Origin of the sequence: Streptomyces sp. CB01373 (assembly GCF_002803075.1) — a bacterium.
GTDB lineage: Bacteria > Actinomycetota > Actinomycetes > Streptomycetales > Streptomycetaceae > Streptomyces.
On the sequence record NZ_NNBK01000009.1, the window covers coordinates 183858 to 209943 of the forward strand.

A 26086-nucleotide genomic window follows, 5' to 3' on the forward strand; every position below is an offset into this window, starting at 1 on the left:
CGCCCCCGGACCCCCGGCCGGGCGTCGGGGGCACCCGCACGACATGGCTAGGAGAGCTTCGGTGGGCGTTGCTGACCTTGGGCTGCCGGTGGACGTTCCCTCGACGGCTCTGTTCACCGATCACTACGAGCTGACGATGCTCCAGGCCGCGCTGAAGTCGGGGACGGCCGGGCGGCGCAGCGTGTTCGAGGTCTTCACCCGGCGGCTGCCCGACGGGCGCCGCTACGGGGTCGTGGGCGGTACCGGGCGGGTGCTGGACGCGGTGGAGAACTTCCGCTTCGACGCGGACGTCCTCAGGTTCCTGCGCGAGCGCCGGGTGGTGGACGAGCAGACCCTGGAGTGGCTCGCCGGCTACCGGTTCGGCGGGGACATCTGGGGCTACCCCGAGGGCGAGGTGTACTTCCCGGGCTCGCCGATCATGCGGGTGGAGGGGTCGTTCGGCGAGTGCGTGCTGCTGGAGACGGTGATCCTGTCGATCCTCAACCACGACTCGGCGATCGCGGCCGCCGCCTCGCGGATGTCCTCGGCCGCCCAGGGACGCCCGCTGATCGAGATGGGCGCCCGCCGCACCCATGAGCTGGCCGCGGTCGCCGCCTCGCGGGCCGCCTACCTCGGCGGCTTCACCTCCACCTCCGACCTGGCCGCCGGCTTCCGCTACAACATCCCGACGGTGGGCACCTCCGCGCACGCCTTCACCCTGCTGCACGACAGCGAGCGGGACGCCTTCCGGGCGCAGGTCGACTCACTCGGCCGGGACACCACGCTGCTGGTGGACACATACGACGTGGCCGAGGCGGTCCGTACGGCCGTCGAGATCGCGGGACCCGAGCTGGGCTCGGTACGCATCGACTCCGGCGACCTGCTGCTGGTCGCGCACCGGGTGCGGCACCAGCTCGACGAGCTGGGCGCCCGGAACACGAGGATCATCGTCACCTCGGACCTGGACGAGTACGCCATCGCCTCGCTGGCGGCGGCGCCGGTGGACGCCTACGGCGTCGGCACCCAGCTGGTCACCGGCTCCGGGCACCCGACGGCGTCCATGGTCTACAAGCTGGTCGCGCGCGCCGGGAGCGGTGACGCCGGGGCGCCGCTGGTGCCGGTGGCGAAGAAGTCCACCGGCGGGAAGACCTCCATCGGCGGCCGCAAGTGGGCGGCGCGCCGGCTGGACGCGTACGGGGTCGCGGAGGCCGAGGTCGTGGGCACCGGTCCGGTGCCGGACGCGCTGACCGGCCGGCAGCTCCTGGTGGAGCTGGTCAAGGGCGGCGAGGTGGTCGCCCGCGAGCCGCTGGACGCGGCCCGGGAGCGGCACGCGGCCGCCCGTGCCAACCTGCCGCTGTCGGCGACCCAGCTGTCCAGGGGGGAACCCGTCCTTCCGACGGAGTACGTGCACCGGGGCTCGGGTAGCTAGTGCTGTGACCGGAAAGGTTCACCGGCTCGCGACGCCCGGCACGGCACCTCGCCGCGTTGTCGCATCACCCGAGTACATCCAGTACACGGGCGATGCTCCGCCTTGCGATGCACCGCACCGGACGCCGCGAGCTTTCCGGCAAACCTTTCCGGTCACAGCACTAGGGGGTGTCTGACACCCCCTGAAGCACGTGCCCCCGCTTCGGTACCCCCCGAAAGGTCCCCTCCCGTCCCAGTGGCGGAGTTCCCGGTCCCATGGCCTCACGACCGGACTCGTGCCTTCTCCGCCCACCAATCCGACAGCCGAAGGACACCGCCCATGCGTCGCGCCTTGATCGTCGTCGATGTGCAGAACGACTTCTGCGAGGGGGGCAGCCTCGCGGTGGCCGGGGGCGCCGACGTCGCCGCCGCCGTCACCGAGCTCATCGGGCATGGGGGTCCCCCCTGCTCGAGCGAAGCCGAGAGCTTGGGGGATCCCGCGGGCTACCGGCACGTGGTGGCGACCCGGGACCACCACATCGCGCCCGGCGGCCACTTCGCCGACAACCCCGACTTCGTCCGCTCCTGGCCGGCGCACTGTGTCGCGGGCACCGAGGGTGTGGGCTTCCATCCGAACTTCGCCCCCGCCGTCGCCTCGGGAGCCGTCGACGCGGTCTTCGACAAGGGCGCGTACTCGGCGGCCTACAGCGGCTTCGAGGGCACCGACGAGAACGGCGAGACGCTGGCCGACTGGCTCAGGGCCCGGCAGATCGACGAGGTGGACGTGGTCGGAATCGCCACGGACCACTGTGTCCGCGCCACCGCCCTGGACGCCGTGAAGGAGGGCTTCCGCACCCAGGTCCTCCTTGACCTCACGGCCGGGGTCTCCCGGTCCACCACGGACCGGGCCCTGGAGGACCTGCGCCAGGCAGGCGTGACCCTCACCGGCGAACCGGTGGTCGCCTAGCCGGTACCAAGGCCTGTCCGGGGCCCGGCTGTCACGAGGGCTGGTGGTGGGCCGGGGGTCTGCGCAGCAGGGCTCTGATCGGGTGCCACAGTTCCGGGGCGCCGACGGTGTCGCCGGGGGACGTGCGCCAGATCAGGCCGTCGGGGTGGTGCAGGACCGCGGTGACCTCGTCCGGGGTCGGCGGGGCCGCGTTGCCCCGCAGGTAGACCGCGCGCAGGCCCAGGTTGCGCAGCCGGGTCAGGGCCCGGGCGCGGTTCTGCGCGTGGACGAGCACGCGCACGCCGCCGGTGCCGTCGACGGCGGGGCTGGGCAGGTTCAGCGCCACCACCACGGTCCCGTTCGGCAGCTTGCAGAAGCCTCCTGCGGCCATGCGGTCACTTCCCCGTTCCGGTCGGTGTCAATAAGCGGGTCACAGAACGCACCTAAACACGATCGGCGGCAACCCGCCAGGGGGGTTGCCGCCGATACGCGCTTGACCTGCGCTGATGCCGATTACTTCAGCGCGCTGCCGACCTCGAGCTCGATCGTGGAGCCGTCCTTGGCCTCCTTGGTGATCTTGATCTTGGTGTTGGTGTCAGTGATCTTGACACCGCCGGCCGGGTTCGCCGGGTCGTAGTAGGTGTTGGTGCGGTCGTTGAAGACCGACACCCCCTTCGACGACTTGATCTTCGTCGCGACGCCCGCCTTGTGCAGCGTGATGCCGTCCGTGCCGTACAGGCTGAACGTCGAGTCGTAGGTCTGGATGCGGTTGCGCATCAGCGTGCCGTCGGACCACCGCAGCGCGTCCGGGTGCGAGTCGACCGGGAGGATCCGGCCGACACCCGGGTGCTTGCTGGTGTTGTTGTCGGCCTGGGAGGTGTCCCACTTCCAGATCAGCAGGCCGTTCTGGTACGCGTAGTGCTCCACCCAGTCCGGACGGTCGGCGAAGCCGAAGTTGTACGGGCCGGTCTCCAGCGTGGTGTCGTACGACACGTACTGGCGGTTCTCGGCTATGTAGTACTGCTTGTAGTCCTTGCTGAAGGACGCGCCGATACGGGAGAAGCCGTTCGCCGTCCACGCCGGGTCCGCGGTCTCGGCGTCGTCCGCGAAGACCACCGAGCCGTCGGCGGTCAGCGTGATCCGGTCGGCCGTGAAGCCCTTCAGCGCCACTCCGCCGTCGGTCTGGTAGCGGAAGCGGAGCAGGACCTTCTGGCCCGCGTAGGCGTCCAGGGAGTACGACAGCTTCTTCCAGCCGTCGACCGAGCCGTGCAGGGCCGGGTTGCCGCTGCCGTCGCGCGGGATCGGCTGCCCGTTCACCGTGCCGTCCAGGGCGGTGTAGTTGGCGCCGCCGTCGGTGGAGACCTCGGTGTAGAGGAAGTCGTAGTTGGCCTCGATGTCGTACCAGCCGTCGAGCGTGAGGGCGGCCGACGTCTTGCCGGTGAGGTCCACGGACCGGGTCAGCGTGTTCTTCAGGTTGTTGGCGCTGCCGCTCCACCACTGCATGGCACCCTGGGCCGGAGTGACGATCGTGGTGGTGACCGCCTTGTCGGGCAGGGAGACCACCACGGCCTGCCGGTGCTTGGTGTTGTACTCGGACAGGCCCAGCTTGTGCGCCGAGTTCACGCCCGCCTTGGCGACGTCGTAGTTGAGCCAGCCGAGCTGGAGCTTGTCCCAGGCGTTCATGTCGCCGGGCAGGTCGCCGATGGCTTCCTTGCCGCGGCCGAGCCAGGAACCGGAGGACATCAGCGTCCAGAAGCCGGTGGAGTTCTCGCCGCCGGCCGTGTCGTACTCGTCCGGCAGGCCGAGGTCGTGGCCGTACTCGTGCGCGTAGACGCCGAGGCCGCCGTTCTCCGGCTGGATGGTGTAGTCGCCGACCCAGATGCCGGTGTTGCCGATCTGCGCGCCGCCGAGCTTGTTGTACTCGGGGCCGGTGGCGCCGGCGTCCGTGCCGAAGGCGTACCAGCGGTGGGCCCAGATCGCGTCGGTGCCCTGGGCGCCGCCGCCGGCGGACTCGTCCTCACCGGCGTGCACGATCTGGAAGTGGTCGATGTAGCCGTCGGGCTCGTTGAAGTTGCCGTCGCCGTTGTAGTCGTAGCGGTCCCACTGGTCGTACTGGGCCAGGTCCGCCTTGATCTGGGCGTCGGTCCGGCCGGCCGCCTTCTGCTGGGCGACCCAGGCGTTCACACCGTCGCTGACGATGTTCCACACACTCGGGCAGTTGGTGGAGCCGCACGCGTTGTTGCCGTAACGGGCCTCGTTCCAGGGCACCTTGACCCAGTCGGAGACCGTGCCGTCGACCGAGTATCGGCCCGAGGACTGGGTCTCGTAGTACTTCTTCACCGACTCGGTGTTCTTGCCGGTGCCGAAGTACAGGTCCTGGAAGTGCTTCTGGTTGTAGTCCTTCTGCCAGGCCGTGGAGTTGTCCTTCTTGCGGTCCGGCGCGGCGATCTCGTTGTGCAGCGGACCGGGGGTGCCGCCGAACTTCGGGTCCGCCTTGTCGCCGAACTCGACCAGGATGGTGAAGATCTTGTCGGTCTTCTCCCGGCCCAGCTCGACGTACTTGGTGTCGCCCTTCTTGCCCTTGAGCTCGACGACCTTGGAGCCCTTGCGGTCCTGCACCTTGGCCTTGCCGGCGATGACCTGGCTCAGGGCCTCCTGGCGCTGGGCCTTCTGCGTCTTGCTCAGCGGGCCGTCCAGGTCGTGCGAGTGCTGCGCCACCGGCTGCGGGTCGTGCCGGTTCACGGAGGCGGAGTCGGCCGTCGTCGCGGCCTCCGCCACGGCGAACGTCGAGAACGTGGCGGTGGCCGCCGCGAGCGCGACACCGATCGCGGTCGTTCTGAACGTCCAGCGTCTACTGGTCACTTGTGGTCCTCCCGTACCGCGTCCGTGCGCGCGCAAGGGGGATCACGGGCCATGGGAAGGTCCGCGCGCGATGGACGGGGTGTAGTCAAGTGACGTCATTCGACTAGACGTTCGTAAGAAAAAACAGTCTTGACTTGAACCCGTCAAACATATTATGCAAGGCGGGCGATCGTTCCGCGGACCCGGACGAGCCAGGGCCGAACGGCCCCCGTGGGCGCGTGCGCCCGTCCACTGGGTGGACGGCATGACTCCGTGCGCCCCCCGTGCACCGGCACCAGGGGTTAGGTCGCGCTTACCAGCGGTTCCTCTCGGGCACACAGGCGAATAGAGTCGATTGACGGACCGCCAGGAAACCGGTGGGAAGCCAGGCCGACACCCGCGTCACACCTGCAGATGCCTGTCCGCACCCTCCCCCGCAGCGAGAGGCACGGGGGGAGACCCCCACTTCCGAGGACCGATTGCCATGCCTCGTCCGACCGCCGCACAGCTCGCCTACGGTTCCTGCACCGTGATCCTCTCGACGCTCGCCATGCTGCTGCTGTCCCGGACGAGTTCGGGCCCGGGGATCGTGGTCATCGCCCTCGCTGCACTCGCGCTGGGGCTCCTGGTCGCCATGACGGTGCCGATGCCGAAGGCACGCGCGACCGAGTCGGCCGGCGCCCGGAAGACCGACGGCCGGCAGGCGCGATCGCAGGCACGGGCCCGGGTGCGGGCGCGGGCACACCGGCAACCCGTCCCGGCCGGAGTCGAGCCGGTACGGGGGCCTACGGCTCCCTGACCACCCCGGCGCCCGAGGTCAACCGGTGCTGACCACCACCGTCTTGGCCGCCTTGTCGTGCAGGCCCTGCTTGTAGGGGCGGTCGAAGAAGCTCCAGCCGCCGCTGATCGCCAGCCACAGGCAGGCGCAGCAGAACCAGAACGGGATCCAGAGCACCGCCGCGCGTGCCAGCGCGGTCGGGACGGACGGGGTGGAACCGTCGTCGAGGTTGGCCACGCGCATGCCCAGCCACTTCTTGCCCAGGGTCTGCCCGTACCGGGAGATCATGAAGGTGTCGTAGGCCATGTAGAGCACGAGGCCGACCGCCGACTGCGCCACGGACTTGCCGACCTCTACGTTCCCGGCGTTGACCGCGTACTCGTTGACCCGCAGGCCCCAGGTGACCAGGGTGACGACGATGCCGACCAGGACCAGGTCGATGATCCGGGCGAGGGTGCGTTTGCCGCTGTCGGCGAGCGGGGGCATACCGGCGAGCGGGTCGCCGCCGTAGGGACCGCCGCCGTAACCGCCGCCCTGAGGGCCGCCTCCGTAGGGACCGCCGCCGTAACCGCCGCCCTGAGGGCCGCCTCCGTAGGGACCGTCTCCGTATCCGCCACCCTGCGGGCCGTAGGGGCCACCGCCGCGCTGCTGCCCACCGCCGTACGGCCCACCGCCGGGAGGCGGCTGCTCGCCGGGGGGCGGGGGTTGCTCGCCGGGAGGCGGGGGCATGGCTGCCGACGGGTCGCCGTAGTACGGGCCGCCACCGGACTTTCCCTCACCCTGACCGCCGCCCCACGCGCCGTCGCCGTGGGGTGGTCGCCGTCCTCCGGGGGAAGGGGGCCGCTGTCCGGAGCCGGGGGGCGGTTCGGTGCTCATGCGCCGAGTGGATCGCGGCCCCGGCGGCCTCGCATCCGGTGCGCGGCCGTACGGATGAGCAGGGAATCCACGGGACCGGCGCGCGGGGTCGGAGTCGCCCCCGCCGGGCCGGTCAGCCCTCAGCCCGCCACGAACGTGTGCGCCGCCTTGTCGTGCCAGCACTGGCGCCACGGGCGGTCGAACAGGCACCACGCCATGCCCACGAGGCCGATGCCGAGCAGCCCCGGGATGCCCCAGACCAGCCACCGGCGCAGGGCCGGGCCGAACGACGGGGGCTCGTGGCCCTCGATGTCCCGCACCTCCAGTCCGCACAGCTTCTTGCCCAGGGTGCGGCCCCACTTGGCGGTGGGCAGCACCTCGTAGACGACGCCGACGAGCAGCAGGACCGCGAGAACGACGGCGAGGTAGGTCCCCGTGGTGCCGTCCAGGAGCCAGACCGTCACCGTGCGGCCGGACAGCTTGGCCTCGTCGATCTTGCCGTTGACGTGGTCGATCGCCTTGGTGCCCAGCGGTACGGCGGCCACGGCGGTCACGCCCCCGAGGACGACTGAGTCGACGAGCCGGGCGGCCAGCCTCTTGCCGAGTCCGGCGGGCCGGGCCGCCGCCTGCCGTCGCGCCGCCGCCTGGAACGGGTCCTCGACCGGCGGCTTCCAGGGCGCGCCGGGCTGCTGCTCACCCGACCCGGCGAGCCGGTGCACCTGCTGCGCCCAGGACGACTGCCCTCCACCGGAACCACTGGACATCGGCGACACACCGGGACCCGACGCACCGGGCGGGACCGACGCGGCCCCCGCTGACGCGACCGAGGCAGAAGCGGAGGCGCCCCCCGGCCCCTGCGCGGCGGCACCACCCGGCCGGGACCCGACCTGCCCCGGCCGCTGACCCAAGGCAGCGCCCGGCCAGGAACCGGCCTCGCCCGCTTCCTGCGCGGAACCGGCCTGACCCGCTGCCTGCGCGGCGGCAGCACCCTGCTGAGGCCCGACCCGCCCCGGCGCCTGACCAGAGGCAGCGCCCGGCCAGGAACCGGCCCGAGCCGGCCCCTCCGAACCAGCGGCACCCGGCGGGGGGCCGACCTGGCCCGGCGCCTGGGCCGAGGCAGCGCCTGGCTGCGAGCCGGCCTGACCAGGCCGGTGCACGGCGGCAGCACCCGGCCGGGGCCCGGCCTGCTCCGACGCCTGACCAGAGGCGGCGCCGGGCCAGGAACCGGCCTGAGCCGACCCCTCCGAACCAGCGGCACCCGGCTGGGGGCCGACCTGGCCCGGCGCCTGGGCCGAGGCAGCGCCTGGCTGCGAGCCGGCCTGACCAGGCCGGTGCACGGCGGCAGCACCCGGCTGCGATCCGGCCTGCTCCGACGCCTGACCAGAGGCGGCGTCCGGCCAGGGACCGGCCTGGCCAGCCCCCTGCGCGGAAGCGGTACCCGGCCGCGAGCCGGCCTGGGCCGCCTCCTGTGCGGCGGCAGTACCCGGCGGGGGTTCGAACCGGCCCGGCGTCCGGGCCGAGGCGGCGGCCGGCCGGGAACCGGCCTGGCCCGGTGCTTGCGCGGCTGCCGCCCGCGCGGCGGCAGCCTTCCCGGCCCCGAAACCGGGGCCGCCGGACGGGACCCCGGACGCGGGCGCGCCCTGGCCGGGGACGCCCGGCGCGCCTGCCGCCGGGGTCCTGGGAGGCACCGTTCGGAAGGTCACCGTGCCCTCGTCGACGGGCGCGCCCGGCCCCGGAACCCCGGGAGCGGCGTCACCCGGGGACCCCGCGGCGTCTCCCGCCGTAGGCCGTCGGAAGACGAACGTGCCGTCGGGGTGGCCGGTGTCGGCGGGGTGGGCCGCGGGGTCCGTCGTGTGGGCGAGCCTCGGGTCGGCCGGGGCCGGGGCGCCCCAGGAGACGCGGTGGTCCTGCTCGCCGAAGCCGGACTGCCGGTTGCGGTCGGCGCCCCACGACGACGCCGGTTCGGACCCGCCTCCCCGCGGTGCCGCGACGGGGTCCTCGTCGAAGAAGTGCGGCCCCGTCTCCTCGACCGCCGGGACCGCCGCGGAGCCCGCGCCGGGCGGCGGGCCGAGCGGCTCGCCGTCGGCCGGCGCCGGGCGGCTGGTGCCCGGCACCCAGGCGGCGCCGTTCCAGTACCGGACGTAGCCAGGGATGGACGGGTCCGGGTAGTAGCCCTCGCGGGGCCTGTCGTCACCGGGTGCCGGGGTTGGGGCGCTCATGTCCGTCGTCCCGTATCTGCTCGGGGGCCGTATTGGGGGCCTCCACATCTATCAGACCGAGGCAGGCGACACGTCCGGTCCGGCCGGACCCACTCCTTTCCGGGCAACCTCGTACACCTGCTTCACGATCACGCGACATTCGGATCGAAAAAGTTCGGGTGACTCGCGTAATGCCCGGTGTCCGGCGCCCTCTCCCTTCACACGGGCCCGCCGAGAGGCCCGTGTGGAGAGAGGAGAGGGCCCATGCGGCACACCGTGGTCGAGCGCGAACTGGAACTGAGAATGATCGTGTCGCCCGAGTACGACGTCCCCGTCCCGGCGCGGCTCGCCTACCGCACCGACGACCCCTACGCCGTGCACGTCGTCTTCCACGTCGGCTCCGAGCACCCCGTGCACTGGACGTTCGCGCGGGACCTGCTCGTGGAGGGGGTGTTCCGGCCGTGCGGGGACGGCGACGTGCGGGTGTGGCCGTCGAAGGCGCTGGGCCGCAGCGTGGTCCTGCTGGCGCTGAGCGCGCCCGACGGCGAGGCCCTGCTGGAGGCGCCCGCCGCGCAGGTGGCGGCCTGGCTGGAGCGCACGCTGCGCCTGGTGCCGCCGGGCAGCGAGGGCGAGCAGCTCGGCATCGACGACGAGCTGGCCGGCCTGCTCGCCCAGTGAGCGCGCGGGCGTCAGAACAGCTTGCCGGGGTTGAGGATGCCCAGCGGGTCGAAGGCGTGTTTGATCGCCCGCTGCATCTCGACCCCGACCGGCCCGATCTCGCGCGCCAGCCACTCCTTCTTCAGTACGCCCACGCCGTGTTCACCGGTGATGGTGCCGCCGAGTTCGAGGCCGAGGGCCATGATCTCGTCGAAGGACTCGCGGGCGCGCCGCGACTCGTCGGGGTCCTGCGCGTCGAAGCAGACGGTCGGGTGGGTGTTGCCGTCGCCCGCGTGCGCGCAGACACCGATGGTGAGCTGGTACTTCTCGGCGATCCGTTCGATGCCTTCGAGCATCTCGCCGAGCCGGGAGCGGGGCACGCACACGTCGTCGATCATCGTCGTGCCCTTGACGGCCTCCAGCGCGGTGAGCGACAGCCGCCGTGCCTGCAGCAGCATCTCGGACTCGGTGGCGTCGTCGGCGGGGACGACCTGGGTGGCGCCGGCCGCCTCGCACAGCTCGGCGACCGCGGCGAGGTCGGCGGCCGGGTCCGGGGTGTCGAAGGCGGCCAGCAGCAGCGCCTCGGTGGTCTCCGGCAGGCCCATGTGGGCGAGGTCGTTGACGGCCTTCACCGTCGTACGGTCCATGAGTTCCAGCAGGGAGGGCACATGCCCTCCCGTCATGATCCGGCACACGGCGTCGCAGGCGGCGGCCGCGGAGGCGAACTCGGCGGCCAGTACGAGCTGCTGCGGCGGCTGCGGCTTGAGCGCAAGGACGGCCCGTACGACGATGCCGAGCGAGCCCTCGGAGCCGACGAACAAACGGGTCAGGTCGTATCCGGCGACGCCCTTGGCGGTGCGGCGGCCGGTGGACATCAGCCGCCCGTCGGCCAGCACGACGTCCAGGCCGAGCACGTACTCGGCGGTGACCCCGTACTTCACGCAGCACAGACCGCCGGAGGCGGTGCCGATGTTGCCGCCGATGGTGCACATCTCCCAGCTGGAGGGGTCCGGCGGGTAGTACAGGCCGTGCTCGTTCACCGCGCGGGAGAGCGCCGCGTTGACGACGCCCGGCTCGACGACCGCGATCCGGTCGACCGGGCTGATCTCCAGGACGCGGTCCATTCTGGTCAGGGACAGCACGATGCAGCCCTCGGAGGCGTTGGCCGCGCCGGACAGGCCGGTGCGGGCGCCCTGCGGCACGACCGGGATCCGCAGTTCGGTGGCGGTGCGCATGATGTGCTGGACCTGCTCCACCGTGCGCGGCAGGACGACGACGGCCGGGACGCCGGACGGGCAGAAGCTCGCCATGTCGTTGGCGTAGGAGGCCGTGACATCGGGATCGATGAGGACAGCCTCGGCCGGAAGGCCCGCGAGGAGCCGATCAGTGAGGAGATTGCCCTGTGCTTCGTCAGGTGCGGCTTCAATGCGGCTCACGATCACAGCCTCGCACCCGCGGCCATCGGTGTGAACCCCGTCGGCCCCGCCCCTCGGCCTGCCGGGTGACGGCCGCCGTCCTGACGCACAGTGTGCGCCATGGAGAACCGTCTGCCGAGCCCGGACACGTCCGTGACCAGCGACCCGCGGCGGTGCCTGTCCCGCCGGGTGCGCCGGGTGCTCCTCACCCTGCTCGTGGCGGCCGGCGCGCTCGGCACGGTGTGGCTGATGCTGCCGGCGCAGCGGGACGGGACGATGGCGCCAGGGCCGCCCCGGCCGCCGGTGCCGGCCCCCGGGGTGGCGCCGGCCGCGGTGGATGCCGGGGTGCCGGCCTCGCTGCCCGGTCCGACGACGCTGATCATCGAGCGGGAACGGCACCTGCGGGCGCGCCCGTCGGACGCCGGGGCGTGGACCGTGCTCGGGGCCGCCCACGTCGAGCGGGGGCGGCGCGCGGCGGGTGTCGCCCCGGCCCGGTGAGCACCGCAACGCGGCCCGCCCGCCGCGCGGGTGTCGCGGCGGGCGGGCGGACGGGGTGCCGGGAGCGCGGCGGACGTGCTCGCGGCGGCGGGCTCAGAGGTTGCCGCGGCGCTCCTGCTCGCGCTCGATCGCCTCGAACAGGGCCTTGAAGTTGCCCTTTCCGAAGCCCATGGAGCCGTGCCGTTCGATGAGCTCGAAGAAGACGGTCGGGCGGTCCTGGACCGGCTTGGTGAAGATCTGCAGCAGGTAGCCGTCCTCGTCGCGGTCGGCGAGGATCTTCAGTTCGCGCAGGGTCTCCACGGGCACGCGGGTGTCGCCGACCCACTGGCCGAGGGTGTCGTAGTAGGAGTCGGGGGTGTCCAGGAACTCGACACCGGCGGCGCGCATCGCGCGTACGGTCTGCACGATGTCGTTGGTGTTGAGCGCGATGTGCTGGACGCCGGCGCCGCCGTAGAACTCCAGGTACTCGTCGATCTGGGACTTCTTCTTGGCGACGGCGGGCTCGTTGATCGGGAATTTGACCTTGAGCGTGCCGTCGGCCACGACCTTCGACATCAGCGCGCTGTACTCGGTGGCGATGTCGTCGCCCACGAACTCCTTCATGTTCGTGAAGCCCATGACCTTGTTGTAGAACTCGACCCACTCGTTCATCCGGCCGAGTTCGACGTTGCCGACGCAGTGGTCCACGGCCTGGAAGAAGCGCTGGGCGGGCGGCTCCACGATGGGGGCGGCGGCCGCGTAGCCGGGCAGGTACGGGCCCTCGTAGCCGGACCGCTCGACCAGGGTGTGGCGGGTCTGCCCGTAGGTGGCGATCGCGGCGAGGACGACGGTGCCGTGCTCGTCCTTCATCTCGTACGGCTCGGTCACCGAGCGGGCGCCGTGCTCGATGGCGTACGAGTACGCGGCACGCGCGTCCGGGACCTCGATGGCGAGGTCGACGACGCCGTCGCCGTGCTCGGCCACGTGCTGGGCGAGGAAGGTGCCCCACTCGGTGGCGGGCTTGACCACCGAGGTGAACACGAACCGGGCGGAGCCGCTCTCCAGGACGTAGCTCGCGGTCTCGCGGCTGCCGTTCTCCGGTCCGGAGTAGGCGACCAGCTTCATGCCGAAGGCGGTGGAGTAGAAGTGCGCCGCCTGCTTGGCGTTGCCCACGGCGAAGACGACCGCGTCCATTCCCTTGACCGGGAAGGGGTCGGCCTGCCGGGCGGTCGCGTCGGGAGTGAGGTGTGTGGTCTGCGTCATAGCGGAAGGGTCACCCGGTCTCGCAAGGTGCGCAATAGTTCGCTCACTCACTGGGCAATGTGCTCAGCGGAAGCGGGGAGCCTTCGGGCTTTCTGTACAGGATGACCATCAGGGAGGCGGAACGTGGCGATCGATCATCTGGACGGCCGCATCATCGTGCTGCTGGCGCGTGAGCCGCGCATCGGCGTGCTGGAGATGTCGCGGCGGCTGGGGGTGGCACGGGGGACGGTCCAGGCGCGTCTCGACCGCCTCCAGGTGCGCGGGGTGATCCGCGGTTTCGGCCCGGAGGTGGACCCGGCGGCGCTCGGCTACCCGGTGACGGCGTTCGCGACGCTGGAGATCCGCCAGGGGCAGGGGGCGGACGTACGGGCGCATCTGGCGGCCGTGCCGGAGGTTCTGGAACTGCACACCACCACCGGCTCGGGGGACATGCTGTGCCGGCTGGTGGCCCGTTCGAACGCCGACCTCCAGCGGGTGATCGACCGGGTGGTGGACTTCGAGGGCATCGACCGGGCGTCGACGGCGATCGTGATGGAGAACCCGGTGCCGCTGCGGATCATCCCGCTGGTGGAGCAGGCCGCGTCGGAGGAGTGAGACCGAGTTACAAAGAACCCGTTGCAAAGCTCTCTTTGCAACGCTATCTTTGCATGCATGGACGAGCCCCCGGACCCTCAGGTCCACCCTCTCGACGCCCGCTCGCTGCGCGGTCTGGCGCATCCGCTGCGTATGCGGCTGCTGACCACGCTGCGGCACGGCGGGCCGGCCACCGCTTCCCAACTCGCCGCGAAACTCGGTGAGTCCAGCGGAGCCACCAGTTACCACCTGCGCCAGCTCGCCACGCACGGCTTCGTCGAGGACGCGCCCGAGCACGGCAAGGGACGGGAGCGCTGGTGGCGGGCGGCCCACGGAGGGGTCAGCTTCGACGAGACGCTGTTGAAGGACCCCGACCCCCAAGTGCGCGGCGCCGCCGACCTGTTCCTGCACGAACTCGCCAACCAGCGCACGCAGGAGCTGTCGACCTGGCTCGGCACCAGGCACGACTGGTCCGAGGCCTGGACCGGCGCCTCGGACATGAGCTCCTGGACCCTGCGCCTGACGCCCGAACTCGCCCTCGGCCTCATCAAGAAGATGCACGAACTCCTGGAGAGCTACCGGGCCCTGGCCCCCGAGGACGGCACCCCGGACGCCGAGGCGGTGCGCATCCACACGCACGTCTTCCCCACCCGCACGGACTGAGAGGCCATCCCATGCATCCCGAGATCCACCTCGCACTGCACCGCACCCGCGCCGCCGAACTCCAGGCCGAGGCGCACCGCCCGGCCGCCCCGGCCGACGCACCCGGCGCCCTGCGCACCCGGCTGGGCTGGACCCTCGTGGAACTCGGCCTGCGCCTGGCCGCCGGGCCGAGGCCGGCCCCGGCTCTCTAGTGCTGTGACCGGAAAGGTTCACCGGCTCGCGACGTCCGGCAAACCTTCCCGGCCACAGCACTAGGGGCGATGGAGGAGCGGCTCTAGCAGCTCGGGACCTTGTCCAGGCCCTTCTCCATGACGACCAGGGCGTCGACCGCGCCCTTGAGGGTGGTCACCGGGACCAGGCGCAGCCCCTTGGGCAGTTCGGCCTTCGCGTCGGCGCACTCGGCCCTCGGGACCAGGAAGACGGTGGCGCCGTCCCGGTGGGCGGCCTGGGTCTTGAGGGCCACACCGCCGACCGCGCCGACCGTGCCGTCGGCGTTGATGGTGCCCGTACCGGCGATGGTGCGGCCGCCGGTGAGGTCACCGCCGTTGCCGTCGCCGTGCAGCTTGTCGATGATGCCGAGGGAGAACAGCAGGCCCGCGCTGGGGCCGCCGACGTCGGCGAGCTTCAGCGTGACCCTGACCTTCTTGTCGCTGACGCCGAGGTACCTCAGAGCGGCCCGGGTGGCCGCGTCCTGGGACTGCCTCATCTGCTGCGCGTTGTGCTGCTCGATCTCCTTGACGCTGTTGCCGCTCGGGTAGACCGCGTCACGCGGCATGACCGCCCGGTCGGTGGCGAACCAGCCGTCGATCACGTCCCCCAGCGAGACGCGCGCGTCCGGGCCGGTGGCCTCGATGGTCGTCATCCGGAGCTGCCCGCTGGTCGTGCGGGTGGGCGCTCCGGAGATGGTGATGACCTGGGTGCCCTTGTTCTCCCCCAGCACGTTCGCCGTCATCCCGGGCTGCGCCACCGAGAACGGCAGCGGCGCGAGCACCGCCGTGGCGATCAGGGCCGCGACGGGCAGCGCACAGACGGCGAGGGCCTGGGAGCGTGTGAGACGAGAGAGCACGGGATCAATCTATCCCCCGCACGAGATCCGGCCAGCGGGCGATGGCTCCCCCCACGACCGCTCCCCCGCGCCCCCTTCGACGACCGCTCCGACGACCGCTCCACCGCGACCGCGAGGAGCCGTGCCGCACAGGCCCGGGGGCGGCGGTCAGCGCAGGGCCTCCGCCACCTCGCGGGCCGCGTGGACGACCCGGGGTCCGACCCGTTCAGGTACGGCGTCCGCCAGCATGACGACCCCGACGCTGCCCTCCAGGCCGGTCACGCCGAGCAGGGGTGCCGCCGCCCCGCAGGCACCGGCCTCCAGCTCGCCGTGGGTCAGGGTGTAGCCGGGTTCCGCGGCCGGCCGGCGCCGGGCCTCGAGGATCGCCTTGCCCGCGGCGCCCCGCTCCAGGGTGTGCCGGAAACCGGCCCGGTAGGCCACGTGGTACTCGGTCCACGTCGGTTCGACCACGGCGACGGCCAGCGCCTCCGCGCCGTCCACCAGCGTCAGATGCGCGGTCGCCCCGATGTCCTCGGCCAGCGACCGCAGCGCCGGCAGCGCCGCCTCCCGTACCAGCGGATGCACCTGGCGGCCCAGCCGCAGCACTCCCAGCCCGACCCGGGCCCGGCCGCCCAGATCACGGCGGACGAGCATGTGCTGCTCCAGAGTGGCGAGCAGCCGGTACACCACCGTCCGGTTGACGCCCAGTCTGATCGACAGCTCGGTGACGGTCAGCCCGTGGTCCGTCTCGGCCAGCAGTTTGAGGACCCTCAGTCCCCGGTCGAGCGTCTGGGAGGTCTCCGCGGTCACGACGCCCACTCCTTAGTGGTGAGGTCGGCGGCCCTCTCCGCGTCGCGCGCGTCACCGGGTCCCGTCGGTGACGCGCAGCGGAGGCCCCCGATCGGCCGACGGTCCGGGCCGCCCGGACTGAAGTCGCTTCACGGCTGCGCTCCGTGGCGGCTCTGCCACGGTGCGTCGGCGTAGCCGGACACTAGCGAAGGAGTTCGCTGAGCGGAAGCCTCCGTCCAGAATCCGGTCACCGACCGGTAGGAAGTGCGGAGTTCATCCCGATATGCACTCGCGGTGGTGCCGGGGGGCCACGCATCAGGAACGCGCGGCCGCACCCCGGGTCACTTCATCCGTGTCGCCCACTCCTGCACCTTGGCGATGCGCTGGCGCAGCTGCCCCGGCGTCGCCTCGGCGCTGGGCGGACCACCGCACACCCGGCGCAGCTCGGTGTGGACGACCCCGTGCGGCTTGCCGCTCTGGTGGACGTACGCGCCGACCATCGTGTTGAGCTGCCGGCGCAGCTCCATCAGCTCCTTGTGCGTCACCACCGGGCGCCGGTCGGCGGGCAGTTCGAGCAGGTCGGCCTCGGTGTCGGGCCGCTTGCGGCTGTGCGCGATCTGCCGGGCCTGCCGCTTCTGGAGCAGCATCTGCACCTGCTCGGGTTCGAGCAGGCCCGGGATGCCGAGGTAGTCCCGCTCCTCGTCGCTGCCCGGGTGTGCCTGCATGCCGAACTCGGCGCCGTCGTAGAGGACCCGGTCGAAGACGGCGTCGGACTCCAGCGCCTCGAAGGGCAGCATGTCCTGCTCACCGGTGTCCTCGCCCTGCTCCCGGTTCGCCTCGTCCATCTCCTTCTCGGACTCGGCGTACGGGTCCTCCTCGCCGTCCTTCTTCGGCTTGTCGAGGGCGTGGTCGCGCTCGACCTCCATCTCGTTGGCGAAGGTCAGCAGGTCCGGGACGGTCGGCAGGAAGACTGAGGCGGTCTCGCCGCGCCTGCGGGACCGTACGAAACGGCCGACGGCCTGGGCGAAGAAGAGCGGGGTGGAGATGGTGGTGGCGTACACGCCGACCGCGAGCCGGGGTACGTCGACGCCCTCGGAGACCATGCGGACGGCGACCATCCAGCGGTCCTCACTGCCGCTGAAGTCGTCGATCCGCTGGGAGGCGCCGGCGTCGTCGGACAGGACGAGGGTCGCGCTGCTGCCCGTGATCTCGCGGATCAGCTTGGCGTAGGCGCGGGCGGACTCCTGGTCGGAGGCGATGACCAGGGCGCCGGCGTCCGGGATGGCCTTGCGGACCTCGGTCAGCCGCTGGTCGGCGGCGCGCAGCACGGCCGGCATCCACTCGCCGCGCGCGTCGAGCGCGGTGCGCCAGGCCTGGCTGACGGCGTCCTTGGTCATCGGCTCGCCGAGCCTGGCCTCGATCTCGTCGCCCGCCTTCGTGCGCCAGCGCATGTTGCCGCTGTAGGAGAGGAAGATGACGGGCCGGACGACGCCGTCGGAGAGGGCGGAGCCGTAGCCGTAGGTGTAGTCGGCGGAGGAACGCCGGATGCCGGCCGAGTCCTCCTCGTACGTGACGAACGGGATGGGGTTGGTGTCCGAGCGGAACGGCGTACCGGTGAGGGCGAGGCGGCGGGTCGCGGGCTCGAAGGCCTCCAGGCACGCCTCGCCCCACGACTTGGAGTCGCCGGCGTGGTGGATCTCGTCGAGGATGACGAGGGTCTTGCGCTGCTCGACGCGGTTGCGGTGCAGCATGGGACGTACGCCGACGCCCGCGTACGTCACGGCGACGCCGTGGTACGACTTGCCGAGCGGGCCCGCGCTGTACTCCGGGTCGAGCTTGATGCCTATCCGCGCGGCGGCCTCGGCCCACTGCTTCTTCAGGTGCTCGGTCGGCGCGACCACGGTCACCTGCTGGACGACGTGGTGGTGCAGCAGCCAGGAGGCCAGCGTCAGTGCGAAGGTCGTCTTTCCGGCGCCGGGGGTGGCCACCGCCAGGAAGTCGCGGGGCTGGTTCTGGACGTACTTCTCCAACGCCCCCTGCTGCCAGGCACGCAGCTTCCCGGCCGTACCCCAGGGGGCGCGACCGGGAAAGGCGGGCGAGAGATGGTGGGAGTGGGACGAGCTGGCAGACATAGGGGTGGGCCCGGAGGGCTCTCCGTTGAGGGTGGTGGCGGGTGACGGGCGGGCAGTAGTCACGGTCTCCGGTTCGCTGTGCTGGGGGTCTCGGCTACGTATGACGACCGGGCCACCCTATCGGTGCCCCCACCCGGCACTCAGGGCAACAACGCCACATCCGGCGCGGGTGCGACAGGCGTCACAGATCAGCGAGCGAAGCGCGGCAGCACACGGTGTCACCGGGGCTCTGTCCGCAGCCGCCGTGTCACCCATGCCCCCGTCAGGGCCACCGCCGCCATCGGGAGGAAGACCACCGCGAACGCCGCCGAGTGGGAGGCGGAGGCCGTGGTGGCGGTGGTGTGGGCCACCGTGCCGCCGCCCAGCGCGGCGAAGGCGGCGCCGCCCGCGGCGAGCAGGACGACGTTGGAGAGGGCGTCGGAGATCTGCAGGGCCGCGGAGTTGGTGCCGGCCTCCTCGGGGGCCGACAGCCGCAGCAGCAGCACGCTGGTGGAGGCGATGACCAGGCCCATGCCGAAGCAGCCGAAGGCCCAGGCGACGGCGACCGTCCAGACCGGGACGGCGGCGATCAGCACACTGGGCGCGGCGGCGATGGCCGCGGCCACCAGCACCATCCCGATGGTCATCAGCCGCTCCCGGTACGGCGCCATCCGCGGCTGCGACTGCACCCACGAGCCCAGCGCCCAGGTGACCCCGCCGGCCGCGAGGGAGAACCCGGCCAGCGTCGGGGACAGCCCCCGCTGGGTGACGAGCATCAGCGGCACGAAGGACTCGGCGGCGATGAAGGAGCCCGCCGCGACCCCGCGCAGCAGCACGACGGACGGCAGCCCGCGCGCCGCCCGGTACGTGCCGCGCGGCAGCAGCCCCCGCACGGCCGGGACCAGCAGCGCGGCCCCGGCCGCTCCGGACAGCAGCGACAGCCAGCGCAGGTCCTGGGCCGCGTACTGGAGCAGCCCGGCGCCCAGGGAGATGCCGAGGGCGAGCCGGATGCGGCGCAGGTCGAAGGAGGACTGCCCGGCGCCCTCGCCGACGCCCTCGCCCACCGGGCCGCCTGCCCGTCGCCGTATCTGCGGCAGGGCGATGGCCAGCGGGAACACCACGAGCACCGGAATGCCGACGAAGACCCAGCGCCAGCCCAGATGCTCGGTCACCGCGCCCGAGGCGAGCGGGCCGACGATCGACGGGACCACCCAGGCCGCCGCGAACGCCGCCATGATCGACGGGCGCAGCCGCTCGGGGTAGGCCCGCCCGACGACGACGTACAGGGCGACGATCACCAGGCCGCCGCCGAGCCCCTGCACGGCGCGCCCGGCGATGAACACCCACATCGTGCTCGCCGTCCCGGCCAGCAGCAGCCCGGCCACGAACGAACCGATCCCCGCGGTCAGCGGGGCCAGGGGACCGCGCCGGTCCGACCACTGTCCGGAAAGCACCATCCCGAACAGGCTGGTGGTGAAGAACCCCGAGAACGCGAACGCGTACAGCGACACCCCGTCCAGCTCCCGCGCCGCCACGGGCATCGCCGTGCCGACGGCCGTCGCCTCGAAGGCGATCAGCAGGACAACGGAAACGATCCCGATGCTCAGCGCCCGGTGGTCGCGGCTCAGCACGGTGCCGGCCGGCACGTCGTGGGGACCGGATCTGTCGGAGATGTCGGCGACCTCAGCGTCGCGCGGTTCCAGGGCGCTCATGGTCGCCAGAGTAAGGTGCGCAGCCTGCTTTGGCCCCTGTCGGGAGTACCCTCACGGCCGGGACCTTGGTCGTACGACCACCGCCCGAGCCCCCATTCATGAACGCCGCATGGCAGTCGCGTTGCGACCCCCGCCCTGCCCTTGAGCCCCGGTCGCCCGCGCCCTACGGTCGATTTCACCGATTCCGGGCCGGCGAAGCCCCTTCCGCCCCGACACGGCCGTGTGCCCGAATGGTTCAGGGACTCGCCTGCAAAGCGAGTTACGCGGGTTCGATTCCCGCCACGGCCTCTCAGTGGGCGTCTGAAATCCGCCGGCGGCGCAGGAGCCAGAAGGTGAAGGCGAGGGTGGAGACGTCCTTGGTGAGGGGGGCCGGCGCGGATTCGGGGCCGGTCCAGGTGAGGACCTCGCCGGTGGTGCCGTCGACCAGCAGGCTGCTGCCGTCGGCGAAACGGCCGAGGCGTATCAACTGGTGAGCGCGGGCGGGGAGTTCGTCGGGCCAGAAGTCGTCGGGGCACTCGTCGGCGCAGAACTCGGCGAGCGTCGGCAGGGGCACGTCGGTGTCGGACTGGAGGAGTACGCCGTCCTCGGGCAGACCCGTGTCGCGCAGGAAGCGGCGGGTGGGCTCGTGGGTGAGAGTGGCGGGAAAGTCGACGTCCTCGTAGCGCGCGATCCGGCCGCGGCCGAACTCACGGTGCAGCAGGTGGGCGCGCAGGTCGAGGGTGAGTCCGGAGGCCGTGCCGGGCCTGACGGCCGGAACCGCCGGGCGGACGCGGGCCGCCGGGCGGACGGGAGCCGCCATCGGGCGGAACGCGAACTCGCCGTAGGAACGGCGCAGTTCGCGGGCCCTCTCGGGCAGGGTGATCACCCTGACAACGGTGTCGGTCATACTCATCGTTCCCCCGTGCGGTTCAGTTCAGGTGCCGGGGCGGACCGCGTCCCGGGCTGGTTCGGGGCCGGGCGCTCCGTCTCGGGCGGCGGCCCTCGTCACCACTGCCCGAAGACTACGCCCCCTCACTGACAACGTCCCAAAACGGAAGACGCCGGGCGGCCGCCCGGCGTTCCTTTCCAGCCTGTCTCACCGCGGGCGGACGCCCCTCACTGCGCGGTCACCACCGCGGCCTGCGGACGGATCGGCAGCCGGTTGACCGGACGGCCCGTGGCGGCGCGTACCGCGGAGGCGACGGCCGCGGGCGAGGTCACCACCGGTACCGCGCTGACCGCCTTGGCGCCGAAGGGGGCGACGACGTCCCGCTCCTCGACCAGTTTCACGATCCGGATGTCCGGCGCGTCCAGGGCGGTGGGCAGGGCGTAGCCGGTGAGGTCGGGGTGGCGGACCAGTCCGCGCGGGGTGCGCAGGTTCTCGGTGAGGGCGATGCCCACGCCCTGGGTGACGCCCCCCTCGATCCGGGCGGCGAGCTGGGCCGGGTTGAGCACCCGGCCCACGTCCTGGGCGAGGGCCATCTCCACGACCCGTACCGAGCCCAGCTCGATGTCCACGTCCACCACCGCGCGCACGGCGCAGAAGGCCAGGCCCACGAAGGCGTCGCCCTGACCCGCACCGTCCAGCGGCTCGGTGGGGTGCGGGCGGCACTGGGCGGTGGCCCACAGCTCCTTGCCGTCCAGCGCCTCCGTGACCGTGGTGGACAGCACGCCGTCGTACGACGTGATCTTGCCGTCGGTGATCTGGAGCAGCTCGGTGGACATGCCGAACTTGTGGGCGAGGGGCTGGAGGAGCTGGGTGCGGACCATCTTGGCCGCGCGTTCCACCGCGCCGCCCGACACCCAGGTGTGGCGGCCCCGGCAGCCGGCGCCGGCCGGCGGCTGGTCGGTGTCGACCGCGGCGACGTGCACCTCGTCGATGCCGAGGGTCTCCTGGACGATCTGCCGGGCGAGCGTCGTGAAGCCCTGGCCGGACTCCACCGCCGCGCACAGCACCGTCGCCACGCCGCCCTGCACCCGCACGGTCGCCGTGGAGACCTCGTCTGCGCCCTCAGCGCCGAGCATGTGCACCATGCCCAGGCCGTAGCCCACGCCCCGGCGCACCGCGCCCGGTTCGCCCGCCCCCTCCAGGCCGCCGGGCAGCAGCCACTCCTCCTCGGGGACGTCCTTGGGCAGCGGCGGCAGCGGGTGGTCCCGTACCGCCTGGAGCAGTTCGGCGACCGGGGCCGGGCACGTCACCGTCTGGCCGGTCGGCAGTACGTCGCCGGTCGCCATGACGTTGCGCAGGCGCACCTCGGCCGGGTCCAGGCCGAGCTTCTTGGCCAGCTTGTCCATCTGCGCCTCGTAGGCGGCGCACACCTGCATCGCGCCCTCGCCGCGGACGTGCCCGGACGGCGGGTTGTTGGTGCGTACGGCCCAGCCCTCGATGAAGGCGTTCGGGACGACGTAGGGGCCGCAGGCGAAGGAAACGGCGGCGGCGAGGGCCTCGGAGGAGGTGTCGGCGTAGGCGCCCGCGTCCAGCAGGATCTGCGCCTCGACCTTGACCAACGCGCCCTCGGCGTCGGCGTGGTGACGGTAGCGCAGGAGCGTGGGGTGGCGGTGCGGGTGACCCAGGAAGGACTCCTCGCGGGTCGCGGTGAGCTTCACCGGGCAGCCGGTCTTCAGCGCCAGCAGGCCGAGCGGGAGCTGGAAGCCCTGGTCCTCGCGGTCGGCCGTGGCGCCGGGCACGCCGGTGACGACGATCTTCACGCGATCGGGTTCCAGGCCGTAGCAGGCGGCGAGCGCGTCACGGTCGGTGTGCGGGTCGGTGGAGGCCAGGTACAGCTCCACGCCGCCGTCGGGGCGGGGCACCGCGAGGCCGGCCTCGGCGCCGATGGGGGCCGGGTCCTGGCGGCCGATGCGGTACAGGCCCTCGACGACGACCTCGCCGGCCGCCTCCGGGTCGCCGTGGCGCAGCGGGATGTGCCGGATCAGATTGCCGTCGGGGTGCAGCGGCTCCGCCTCGAAGGCCTGTTCGGGATCGGTCACCGGGTCGAGCACCTCGTACTCGACGATGACGGCGGCGGCGGCCATCCGGGCGGTGTCCGGGTGGTCGGCGGCCACGGCCGCGATGGGCTCGCCGTGGTGGCGCACGACCTCGGAGGCGAACACCGGGCGGTCGGGCGTGCCGCGGCCGTGGACCTTGCGGCCCGGGACGTCCTCGTGGGTGACGACGGCCCGGACGCCGGGCATCTCGCGCGCGTGTGCCGTGTCGATGGACACGATGCGCGCGTGCGGGTGCGGCGAGCGCAGCACGGCCGCCCACAGCAGGCCCTCGGCCCACAGGTCGGCCGCGTACGGGAAGGTGCCCTCCGTCTTGGCGCGGGCGTCGGCGGCGGGCAGTGAGGAGCCGAGACCGTGCGGCAGCGGTTCGGGTGCCGGGGCGGTCTCCGCGGCGGCGGTGGCGGCTTCGTTGCTCACGCCTGGCCTCCGTCCTGGCCGTAGGGGTCGTGCGGTGCCGGGGTGTCGAACGCGGAGGGGTGGACGCCGCCGGCGCCCGGACCCGCCTGGTGCGGAATGCGCGGCTCGTCGGCGTCCTGCTCGGCCTCGCCCGCCGCGGAGTGCGCCTCGCGTTCGGTGACGACCTCCTTGACTGCCTGGAGGACGCCGCGGTAGCCCGTGCAGCGGCACAGGTTGCCGCACAGCGCCTGGCGGGTCTCCAGCTCCGTCGGGTCCGGGTTGCCCTCCAGCAGGTCGTGCACGGTCATCGCCATGCCGGGCACGCAGAAGCCGCACTGCACCGCGCCGCACCGGGCGAGCGCCCGCTGCACGTCCGAGGGCTGACCGTCCACGGCCAGTCCCTCGACCGTGCGCACCTCGCTGCTCGCCGCGGTGACCGCGGGCACCAGGCAGGAGGCGACCAGGCGTCCGTCGACCTGCACGTTGCAGGCGCCGCACTCGCCCTGCGAGCAGCCGTCCTTGGCGCCCGCGAGCCCGAGCCGCTCGCGCAGCACGTACAGCAGCGACTCGCCGATCCAGGCGTCGGTGACGGGCCGGTCCGCGCCGTTGACGCGCAGCACGTACGAGGCGAGCGGGTGCTCGTCCTGCGGGGCCGCGGAAGGCGGGGCGTCCTGGGTGGCGGCGTCCGCGTCGTCGGGGGTCGCGGAGCCGGAGTCCGTGGCGGGCTCGTCGGCGGCCCCGGAGGGCGGTTGGGCGTCCTCGGCCTGGCCGGGCCGCGCGGGGCGCCCGGTGGGCCCCTCGGCGGCCTTGACGGGCCCTCGGCCGTCCTCGCCCGCGCCGGAAGCCGGGGACTCGGGCCGGGACGACGAGTCCTGAGCGCCTCGCTCCGCTCGGAGTTGGGCCTCCCGCGCCGCCGGGGCACCGCTGCCGTGCCGTTGGGCGGCGTCCGCGCCGGGTCCGGTCACGGCCGGCGGCAACGGTCCGGCCGAGGCGGCCCGCGGCCCGGATCCCCCGGCCGCGCGCCCGCCCTCCGCCGGACGGCCGTCCAGGCGGCCCGCGCCCGACGCCGACGCGCCGTCCCCGTACATGCCTTCCGGCGTCCCGGCACCGTGCCCGCCCTCGCCTGGCCGCCCGGCCGGGAAGGCGCCCCCGGTCGGGCCGCCCGCGGCGGGAGCCCCGGGCATCCGCCCGTCTCCGCGCGTGCCGTACGCCGCGGCCCGGTAGGCCGCTTCAGCCGCCTCGGCGGCAGGCCCGCCGCCGCCCGGACGCCGCGCGTCCGTGGGCGCACCGGCCGCCCCGGCGCCGTGCGCGCCGGCCGGGAAGGCACCCCCGGTCGGGCCGCCCGCGGCGGGAGTCCCGGGCATCCGCCCGTCTCCGCGCGTGCCGTACGCCGCTTCGGCCGGGCCCGCACCGGGTCCGCCCGGGAATCCGGCGTCGGCCGGGCCGTTCTCGTAGGGGCCGGGGTCCCCGGAATCGGGCCGGGGGCGGCTCCAGGCCTGGCCGACCTCCTCCGTTGCCCAGGGGGCGGCCGCGCCGCCGGGGAGGGTGGACGGAGGGGTGCCGCCCCACTGCTGGACCAGCGACGACGTGGTGAACTCGCCCGATTCGTCCGGGATGTCACCCCCGGCGACGGGGATCGACCACTGCCCGGTCACGTCCTGCCCGGAGCCGGGCGGGACCTGGCCCGTCCGGCCCTCGTCGAAGTGCCACTGCTGGGTGGCCTCCGGGCGATAGGTGAACCGGTCGTCCGCGCCCGCGTCCTGCGGCACCGCGTTGGGGTCGGGCCACTGGGCGCCCTGTGCGGGCGCGCCCGGCGCGGCCCAACCGCCGGGCGCCGCCGGGTCGGTGCCGTCCGCCGGGGCGGGCGTGACCGCTATCTGCGGCGGCACGTAGCCGTGGCCGGGCGCCGCGAGCGGACTGTGGGCGGCGAGGAGGGCGTCGATGCCGCCCTCGGGCAGCTTCACGAACGCGGTGGCGCCGTCGTCGTACTCGCCCTGCGGGAGCGGGTCCCATCGGCCGCCGCTGCCCGGCGCGCCCTCCGCGTGCTGATCGTCGGTCACGACAGCGCCCTCCCCAGTGCTCGTCGGGCCAGCGCGGCGACGGTGCGCCGCAGATGCAGTACGGCGGGCGGAAGCTGCTGCACGGAGCCGTCCTCGGCCGGGACCGGATCGGGGATGCAGGCAGCGGCCACGTACTCGCCGAAGGCGGTCTGCGCCTCCGGGACGATCACGCGGCCGGCGTCCCAGTCGATGAGCTGGGCCACCCAGTGCTCGGCGTCCAGCGGCCGCAGCGGCATCGGCGCTATGGCGCCCACCGCGCACCGCACCCCGCGCCGGGCGGGGTCGAGGACCAGCGCCACGGACGCGACCGCGCGGCCCGGTCCGGTACGGCCGGTCGCCTTGAGGAAGACCTGGGGCGCGTGCAGCAGCGGCACGCGCACGAAGCCGATGAGCTCGCCCGCGCGGAGCATCTCCACGCCGGCCAGCAGGTGCGACACCGGGATCTCCCGGCGGGCTCCGCCCGGGCCCGCGATGATCAGGGTCGCCTCCAGGGCGGCCAGCACCGGCAGCGCGTCCCCCGTGGGGGCGGCGGAGGCGATGTTGCCGCCCAGGGTGCCCGCGTTGCGGATGTGCGGCGGGCCCGCGGCGCGCGCGGCGGCGGCCAGCGCCGGGATCAGGGCGGCGAAGTCGGGACGCCCCATGCGCGCGTGGGTGAGTCCGGCGCCGAGCAGCGCGTGGCCGTCCTGGTACTGCCAGCCGCGGATCTCGCTGATCCGGCCGAGCCCGACCAGCGCGGTGGGCCTGAGCTGCCCGGAGTTGACGGCGGTCATGAGGTCGGTACCGCCGGCCACGGGCACCGCCGCGGGCATGGCGGTGAGTGCCGCCACCGCCTCGTTCAGTGTCGTGGGCAGCGTGACGGCCTGCGCCGCCTGAGGTGCGTGCGTGGTCAAAACCGGCTGCCCCTTCCCGCTGCCCCCGCTGGTCCCACCTGTGCTGCCG

General features: G+C 73.1%; 21 protein-coding genes, 1 tRNA gene and 2 pseudogenes. 9 read left to right on the top strand and 15 right to left on the bottom strand.

Features of this window, described 5'->3' with window-relative positions:
* Nucleotides 1–61: 61 nt before the first annotated feature.
* Together CG719_RS16040 and CG719_RS16045 are read left to right on the top strand one after the other, a co-directional pair.
* Nucleotides 62–1408 carry a nicotinate phosphoribosyltransferase gene (locus CG719_RS16040; RefSeq protein ID WP_100569298.1) on the top strand — a complete coding sequence of 449 codons (1347 nt, stop codon included), beginning with the start codon at nt 62–64 and terminating at the stop codon, nt 1406–1408.
* Nucleotides 1409–1726: 318 nt separating this feature from the next.
* Nucleotides 1727–2353, top strand: coding sequence for an isochorismatase family protein (locus CG719_RS16045; protein WP_100569299.1), 627 nt, complete (start codon nt 1727–1729; stop codon nt 2351–2353).
* Nucleotides 2354–2384: 31 nt separating this feature from the next.
* Here the strand turns inward: CG719_RS16045 and CG719_RS16050 are convergent, their stop codons facing one another.
* Complete coding sequence (locus tag CG719_RS16050; RefSeq protein WP_100569300.1) at nt 2385–2723, bottom strand: hypothetical protein; 339 nt, start codon at nt 2721–2723, stop codon at nt 2385–2387.
* A gap of 122 nt (nt 2724–2845) precedes the next feature.
* Entirely contained in the window at nt 2846–5194 is a 2349-nt protein-coding gene (locus CG719_RS16055) for an immune inhibitor A domain-containing protein (protein ID WP_100569301.1), read from the bottom strand.
* A gap of 463 nt (nt 5195–5657) precedes the next feature.
* Between CG719_RS16055 and CG719_RS16060 the strand changes: the two genes are divergently transcribed.
* Entirely contained in the window at nt 5658–5972 is a 315-nt protein-coding gene (locus CG719_RS16060) for a hypothetical protein (protein WP_100569302.1), read from the top strand.
* A gap of 18 nt (nt 5973–5990) precedes the next feature.
* Here CG719_RS16060 and CG719_RS16065 read toward each other — a convergent pair whose 3' ends face one another.
* The 3 genes and pseudogenes from CG719_RS16065 to CG719_RS37370 all read right to left on the bottom strand — a co-directional run.
* On the bottom strand, nt 5991–6827 hold the full coding sequence (locus tag CG719_RS16065) for an RDD family protein (protein ID WP_100569303.1): 837 nt from the start codon (nt 6825–6827) through the stop codon (nt 5991–5993).
* 119 nt (nt 6828–6946) lie between these two features.
* A pseudogene (locus tag CG719_RS37365) lies at nt 6947–7573 on the bottom strand (RDD family protein); the annotation flags it as partial.
* 1356 nt (nt 7574–8929) lie between these two features.
* Nucleotides 8930–9073 (bottom strand): annotated as a pseudogene (locus CG719_RS37370) (DUF2510 domain-containing protein); the annotation flags it as partial.
* Nucleotides 9074–9268: 195 nt separating this feature from the next.
* On the opposite strand from CG719_RS37370, the gene CG719_RS16075 reads away from it, so the two are divergent.
* Nucleotides 9269–9682: an SsgA family sporulation/cell division regulator gene (locus CG719_RS16075; RefSeq protein ID WP_100569305.1), complete on the top strand. Its 414-nt coding sequence runs from the start codon at nt 9269–9271 to the stop codon at nt 9680–9682.
* Between the two features lie 11 nt (nt 9683–9693).
* Here CG719_RS16075 and CG719_RS16080 read toward each other — a convergent pair whose 3' ends face one another.
* On the bottom strand, nt 9694–11103 hold the full coding sequence (locus tag CG719_RS16080; RefSeq protein ID WP_100569306.1) for an FAD-binding oxidoreductase: 1410 nt from the start codon (nt 11101–11103) through the stop codon (nt 9694–9696).
* Nucleotides 11104–11196: 93 nt separating this feature from the next.
* Here CG719_RS16080 and CG719_RS16085 point away from each other — a divergent pair, with 93 nt between their 5' ends.
* Nucleotides 11197–11574 carry a hypothetical protein gene (locus CG719_RS16085; RefSeq protein WP_100569307.1) on the top strand — a complete coding sequence of 126 codons (378 nt, stop codon included), beginning with the start codon at nt 11197–11199 and terminating at the stop codon, nt 11572–11574.
* Nucleotides 11575–11667: 93 nt separating this feature from the next.
* Here CG719_RS16085 and hppD read toward each other — a convergent pair whose 3' ends face one another.
* Nucleotides 11668–12816: a 4-hydroxyphenylpyruvate dioxygenase gene (gene hppD, locus CG719_RS16090; protein ID WP_100569308.1), complete on the bottom strand. Its 1149-nt coding sequence runs from the start codon at nt 12814–12816 to the stop codon at nt 11668–11670.
* A gap of 123 nt (nt 12817–12939) precedes the next feature.
* Between hppD and CG719_RS16095 the strand changes: the two genes are divergently transcribed.
* The 3 genes from CG719_RS16095 to CG719_RS16105 are packed head-to-tail and all read left to right on the top strand — an operon-like array spanning nt 12940 to nt 14243.
* Nucleotides 12940–13410 carry an Lrp/AsnC family transcriptional regulator gene (locus CG719_RS16095; protein WP_100569309.1) on the top strand — a complete coding sequence of 157 codons (471 nt, stop codon included), beginning with the start codon at nt 12940–12942 and terminating at the stop codon, nt 13408–13410.
* Between the two features lie 57 nt (nt 13411–13467).
* A complete protein-coding gene (locus CG719_RS16100) occupies nt 13468–14052 on the top strand; it encodes an ArsR/SmtB family transcription factor (RefSeq protein ID WP_100569310.1) in 585 nt (194 codons plus the stop codon).
* An 11-nt stretch (nt 14053–14063) separates the two neighbouring features.
* Nucleotides 14064–14243 (top strand): hypothetical protein, encoded by a 180-nt coding sequence (locus CG719_RS16105; RefSeq protein ID WP_100569311.1) that lies wholly within the window; start codon nt 14064–14066, stop codon nt 14241–14243.
* An 83-nt stretch (nt 14244–14326) separates the two neighbouring features.
* Here the strand turns inward: CG719_RS16105 and CG719_RS16110 are convergent, their stop codons facing one another.
* The 4 genes from CG719_RS16110 to CG719_RS16125 form a co-directional block, all read right to left on the bottom strand.
* The gene (locus CG719_RS16110; RefSeq protein ID WP_100569312.1) at nt 14327–15118 is read right to left on the bottom strand and encodes a S16 family serine protease; all 792 of its coding nucleotides are present in this window, start codon (nt 15116–15118) and stop codon (nt 14327–14329) included.
* Nucleotides 15119–15265: 147 nt separating this feature from the next.
* Nucleotides 15266–15907, bottom strand: a complete 642-nt coding sequence (locus CG719_RS16115) for an IclR family transcriptional regulator (protein ID WP_100569313.1) — start codon at nt 15905–15907, stop codon at nt 15266–15268.
* 320 nt (nt 15908–16227) lie between these two features.
* Entirely contained in the window at nt 16228–18018 is a 1791-nt protein-coding gene (locus CG719_RS16120) for a DEAD/DEAH box helicase (protein ID WP_100569314.1), read from the bottom strand.
* A 218-nt stretch (nt 18019–18236) separates the two neighbouring features.
* Nucleotides 18237–19709: an MFS transporter gene (locus CG719_RS16125; RefSeq protein WP_100569315.1), complete on the bottom strand. Its 1473-nt coding sequence runs from the start codon at nt 19707–19709 to the stop codon at nt 18237–18239.
* 216 nt (nt 19710–19925) lie between these two features.
* On the opposite strand from CG719_RS16125, the gene CG719_RS16130 reads away from it, so the two are divergent.
* Nucleotides 19926–19997 (top strand) — tRNA-Cys (locus CG719_RS16130).
* A gap of 1 nt (nt 19998) precedes the next feature.
* On the opposite strand, the gene CG719_RS16135 is transcribed toward CG719_RS16130, so the two are convergent.
* The 4 genes from CG719_RS16135 to CG719_RS16150 form a co-directional block, all read right to left on the bottom strand.
* Entirely contained in the window at nt 19999–20595 is a 597-nt protein-coding gene (locus tag CG719_RS16135) for an SUKH-4 family immunity protein (RefSeq protein WP_442802729.1), read from the bottom strand.
* 209 nt (nt 20596–20804) lie between these two features.
* On the bottom strand, nt 20805–23108 hold the full coding sequence (locus tag CG719_RS16140; RefSeq protein WP_100569317.1) for a xanthine dehydrogenase family protein molybdopterin-binding subunit: 2304 nt from the start codon (nt 23106–23108) through the stop codon (nt 20805–20807).
* Entirely contained in the window at nt 23105–25147 is a 2043-nt protein-coding gene (locus tag CG719_RS16145) for a 2Fe-2S iron-sulfur cluster-binding protein (protein ID WP_100569318.1), read from the bottom strand. The genes CG719_RS16140 and CG719_RS16145 overlap by 4 nt, the downstream gene beginning before the upstream one ends.
* The gene (locus CG719_RS16150) at nt 25144–26037 is read right to left on the bottom strand and encodes an FAD binding domain-containing protein (RefSeq protein WP_100569319.1); all 894 of its coding nucleotides are present in this window, start codon (nt 26035–26037) and stop codon (nt 25144–25146) included. The genes CG719_RS16145 and CG719_RS16150 overlap by 4 nt, the downstream gene beginning before the upstream one ends.
* Nucleotides 26038–26086: the final 49 nt, after the last annotated feature.

Bases quoted from the DNA above. Each gene is read 5' to 3' on its own strand.
- CG719_RS16075 (WP_100569305.1), top strand. From the start codon at position 9,269: ATGCGGCACACCGTGGTCGAGCGCGAACTGGAACTGAGAATGATCGTG.
- CG719_RS16105 (WP_100569311.1), top strand. From the start codon at position 14,064: ATGCATCCCGAGATCCACCTCGCACTGCACCGCACCCGCGCCGCCGAA.
- CG719_RS16125 (WP_100569315.1), bottom strand. From the start codon at position 19,709: ATGAGCGCCCTGGAACCGCGCGACGCTGAGGTCGCCGACATCTCCGAC.
- CG719_RS16045 (WP_100569299.1), top strand. From the start codon at position 1,727: ATGCGTCGCGCCTTGATCGTCGTCGATGTGCAGAACGACTTCTGCGAG.
- hppD (WP_100569308.1), bottom strand. From the start codon at position 12,816: ATGACGCAGACCACACACCTCACTCCCGACGCGACCGCCCGGCAGGCC.
- CG719_RS16085 (WP_100569307.1), top strand. From the start codon at position 11,197: ATGGAGAACCGTCTGCCGAGCCCGGACACGTCCGTGACCAGCGACCCG.
- CG719_RS16120 (WP_100569314.1), bottom strand. From the start codon at position 18,018: ATGTCTGCCAGCTCGTCCCACTCCCACCATCTCTCGCCCGCCTTTCCC.
- CG719_RS16100 (WP_100569310.1), top strand. From the start codon at position 13,468: ATGGACGAGCCCCCGGACCCTCAGGTCCACCCTCTCGACGCCCGCTCG.
- CG719_RS16060 (WP_100569302.1), top strand. From the start codon at position 5,658: ATGCCTCGTCCGACCGCCGCACAGCTCGCCTACGGTTCCTGCACCGTG.
- CG719_RS16050 (WP_100569300.1), bottom strand. From the start codon at position 2,723: ATGGCCGCAGGAGGCTTCTGCAAGCTGCCGAACGGGACCGTGGTGGTG.
- CG719_RS16135 (WP_442802729.1), bottom strand. From the start codon at position 20,595: ATGACCGACACCGTTGTCAGGGTGATCACCCTGCCCGAGAGGGCCCGC.
- CG719_RS16065 (WP_100569303.1), bottom strand. From the start codon at position 6,827: ATGAGCACCGAACCGCCCCCCGGCTCCGGACAGCGGCCCCCTTCCCCC.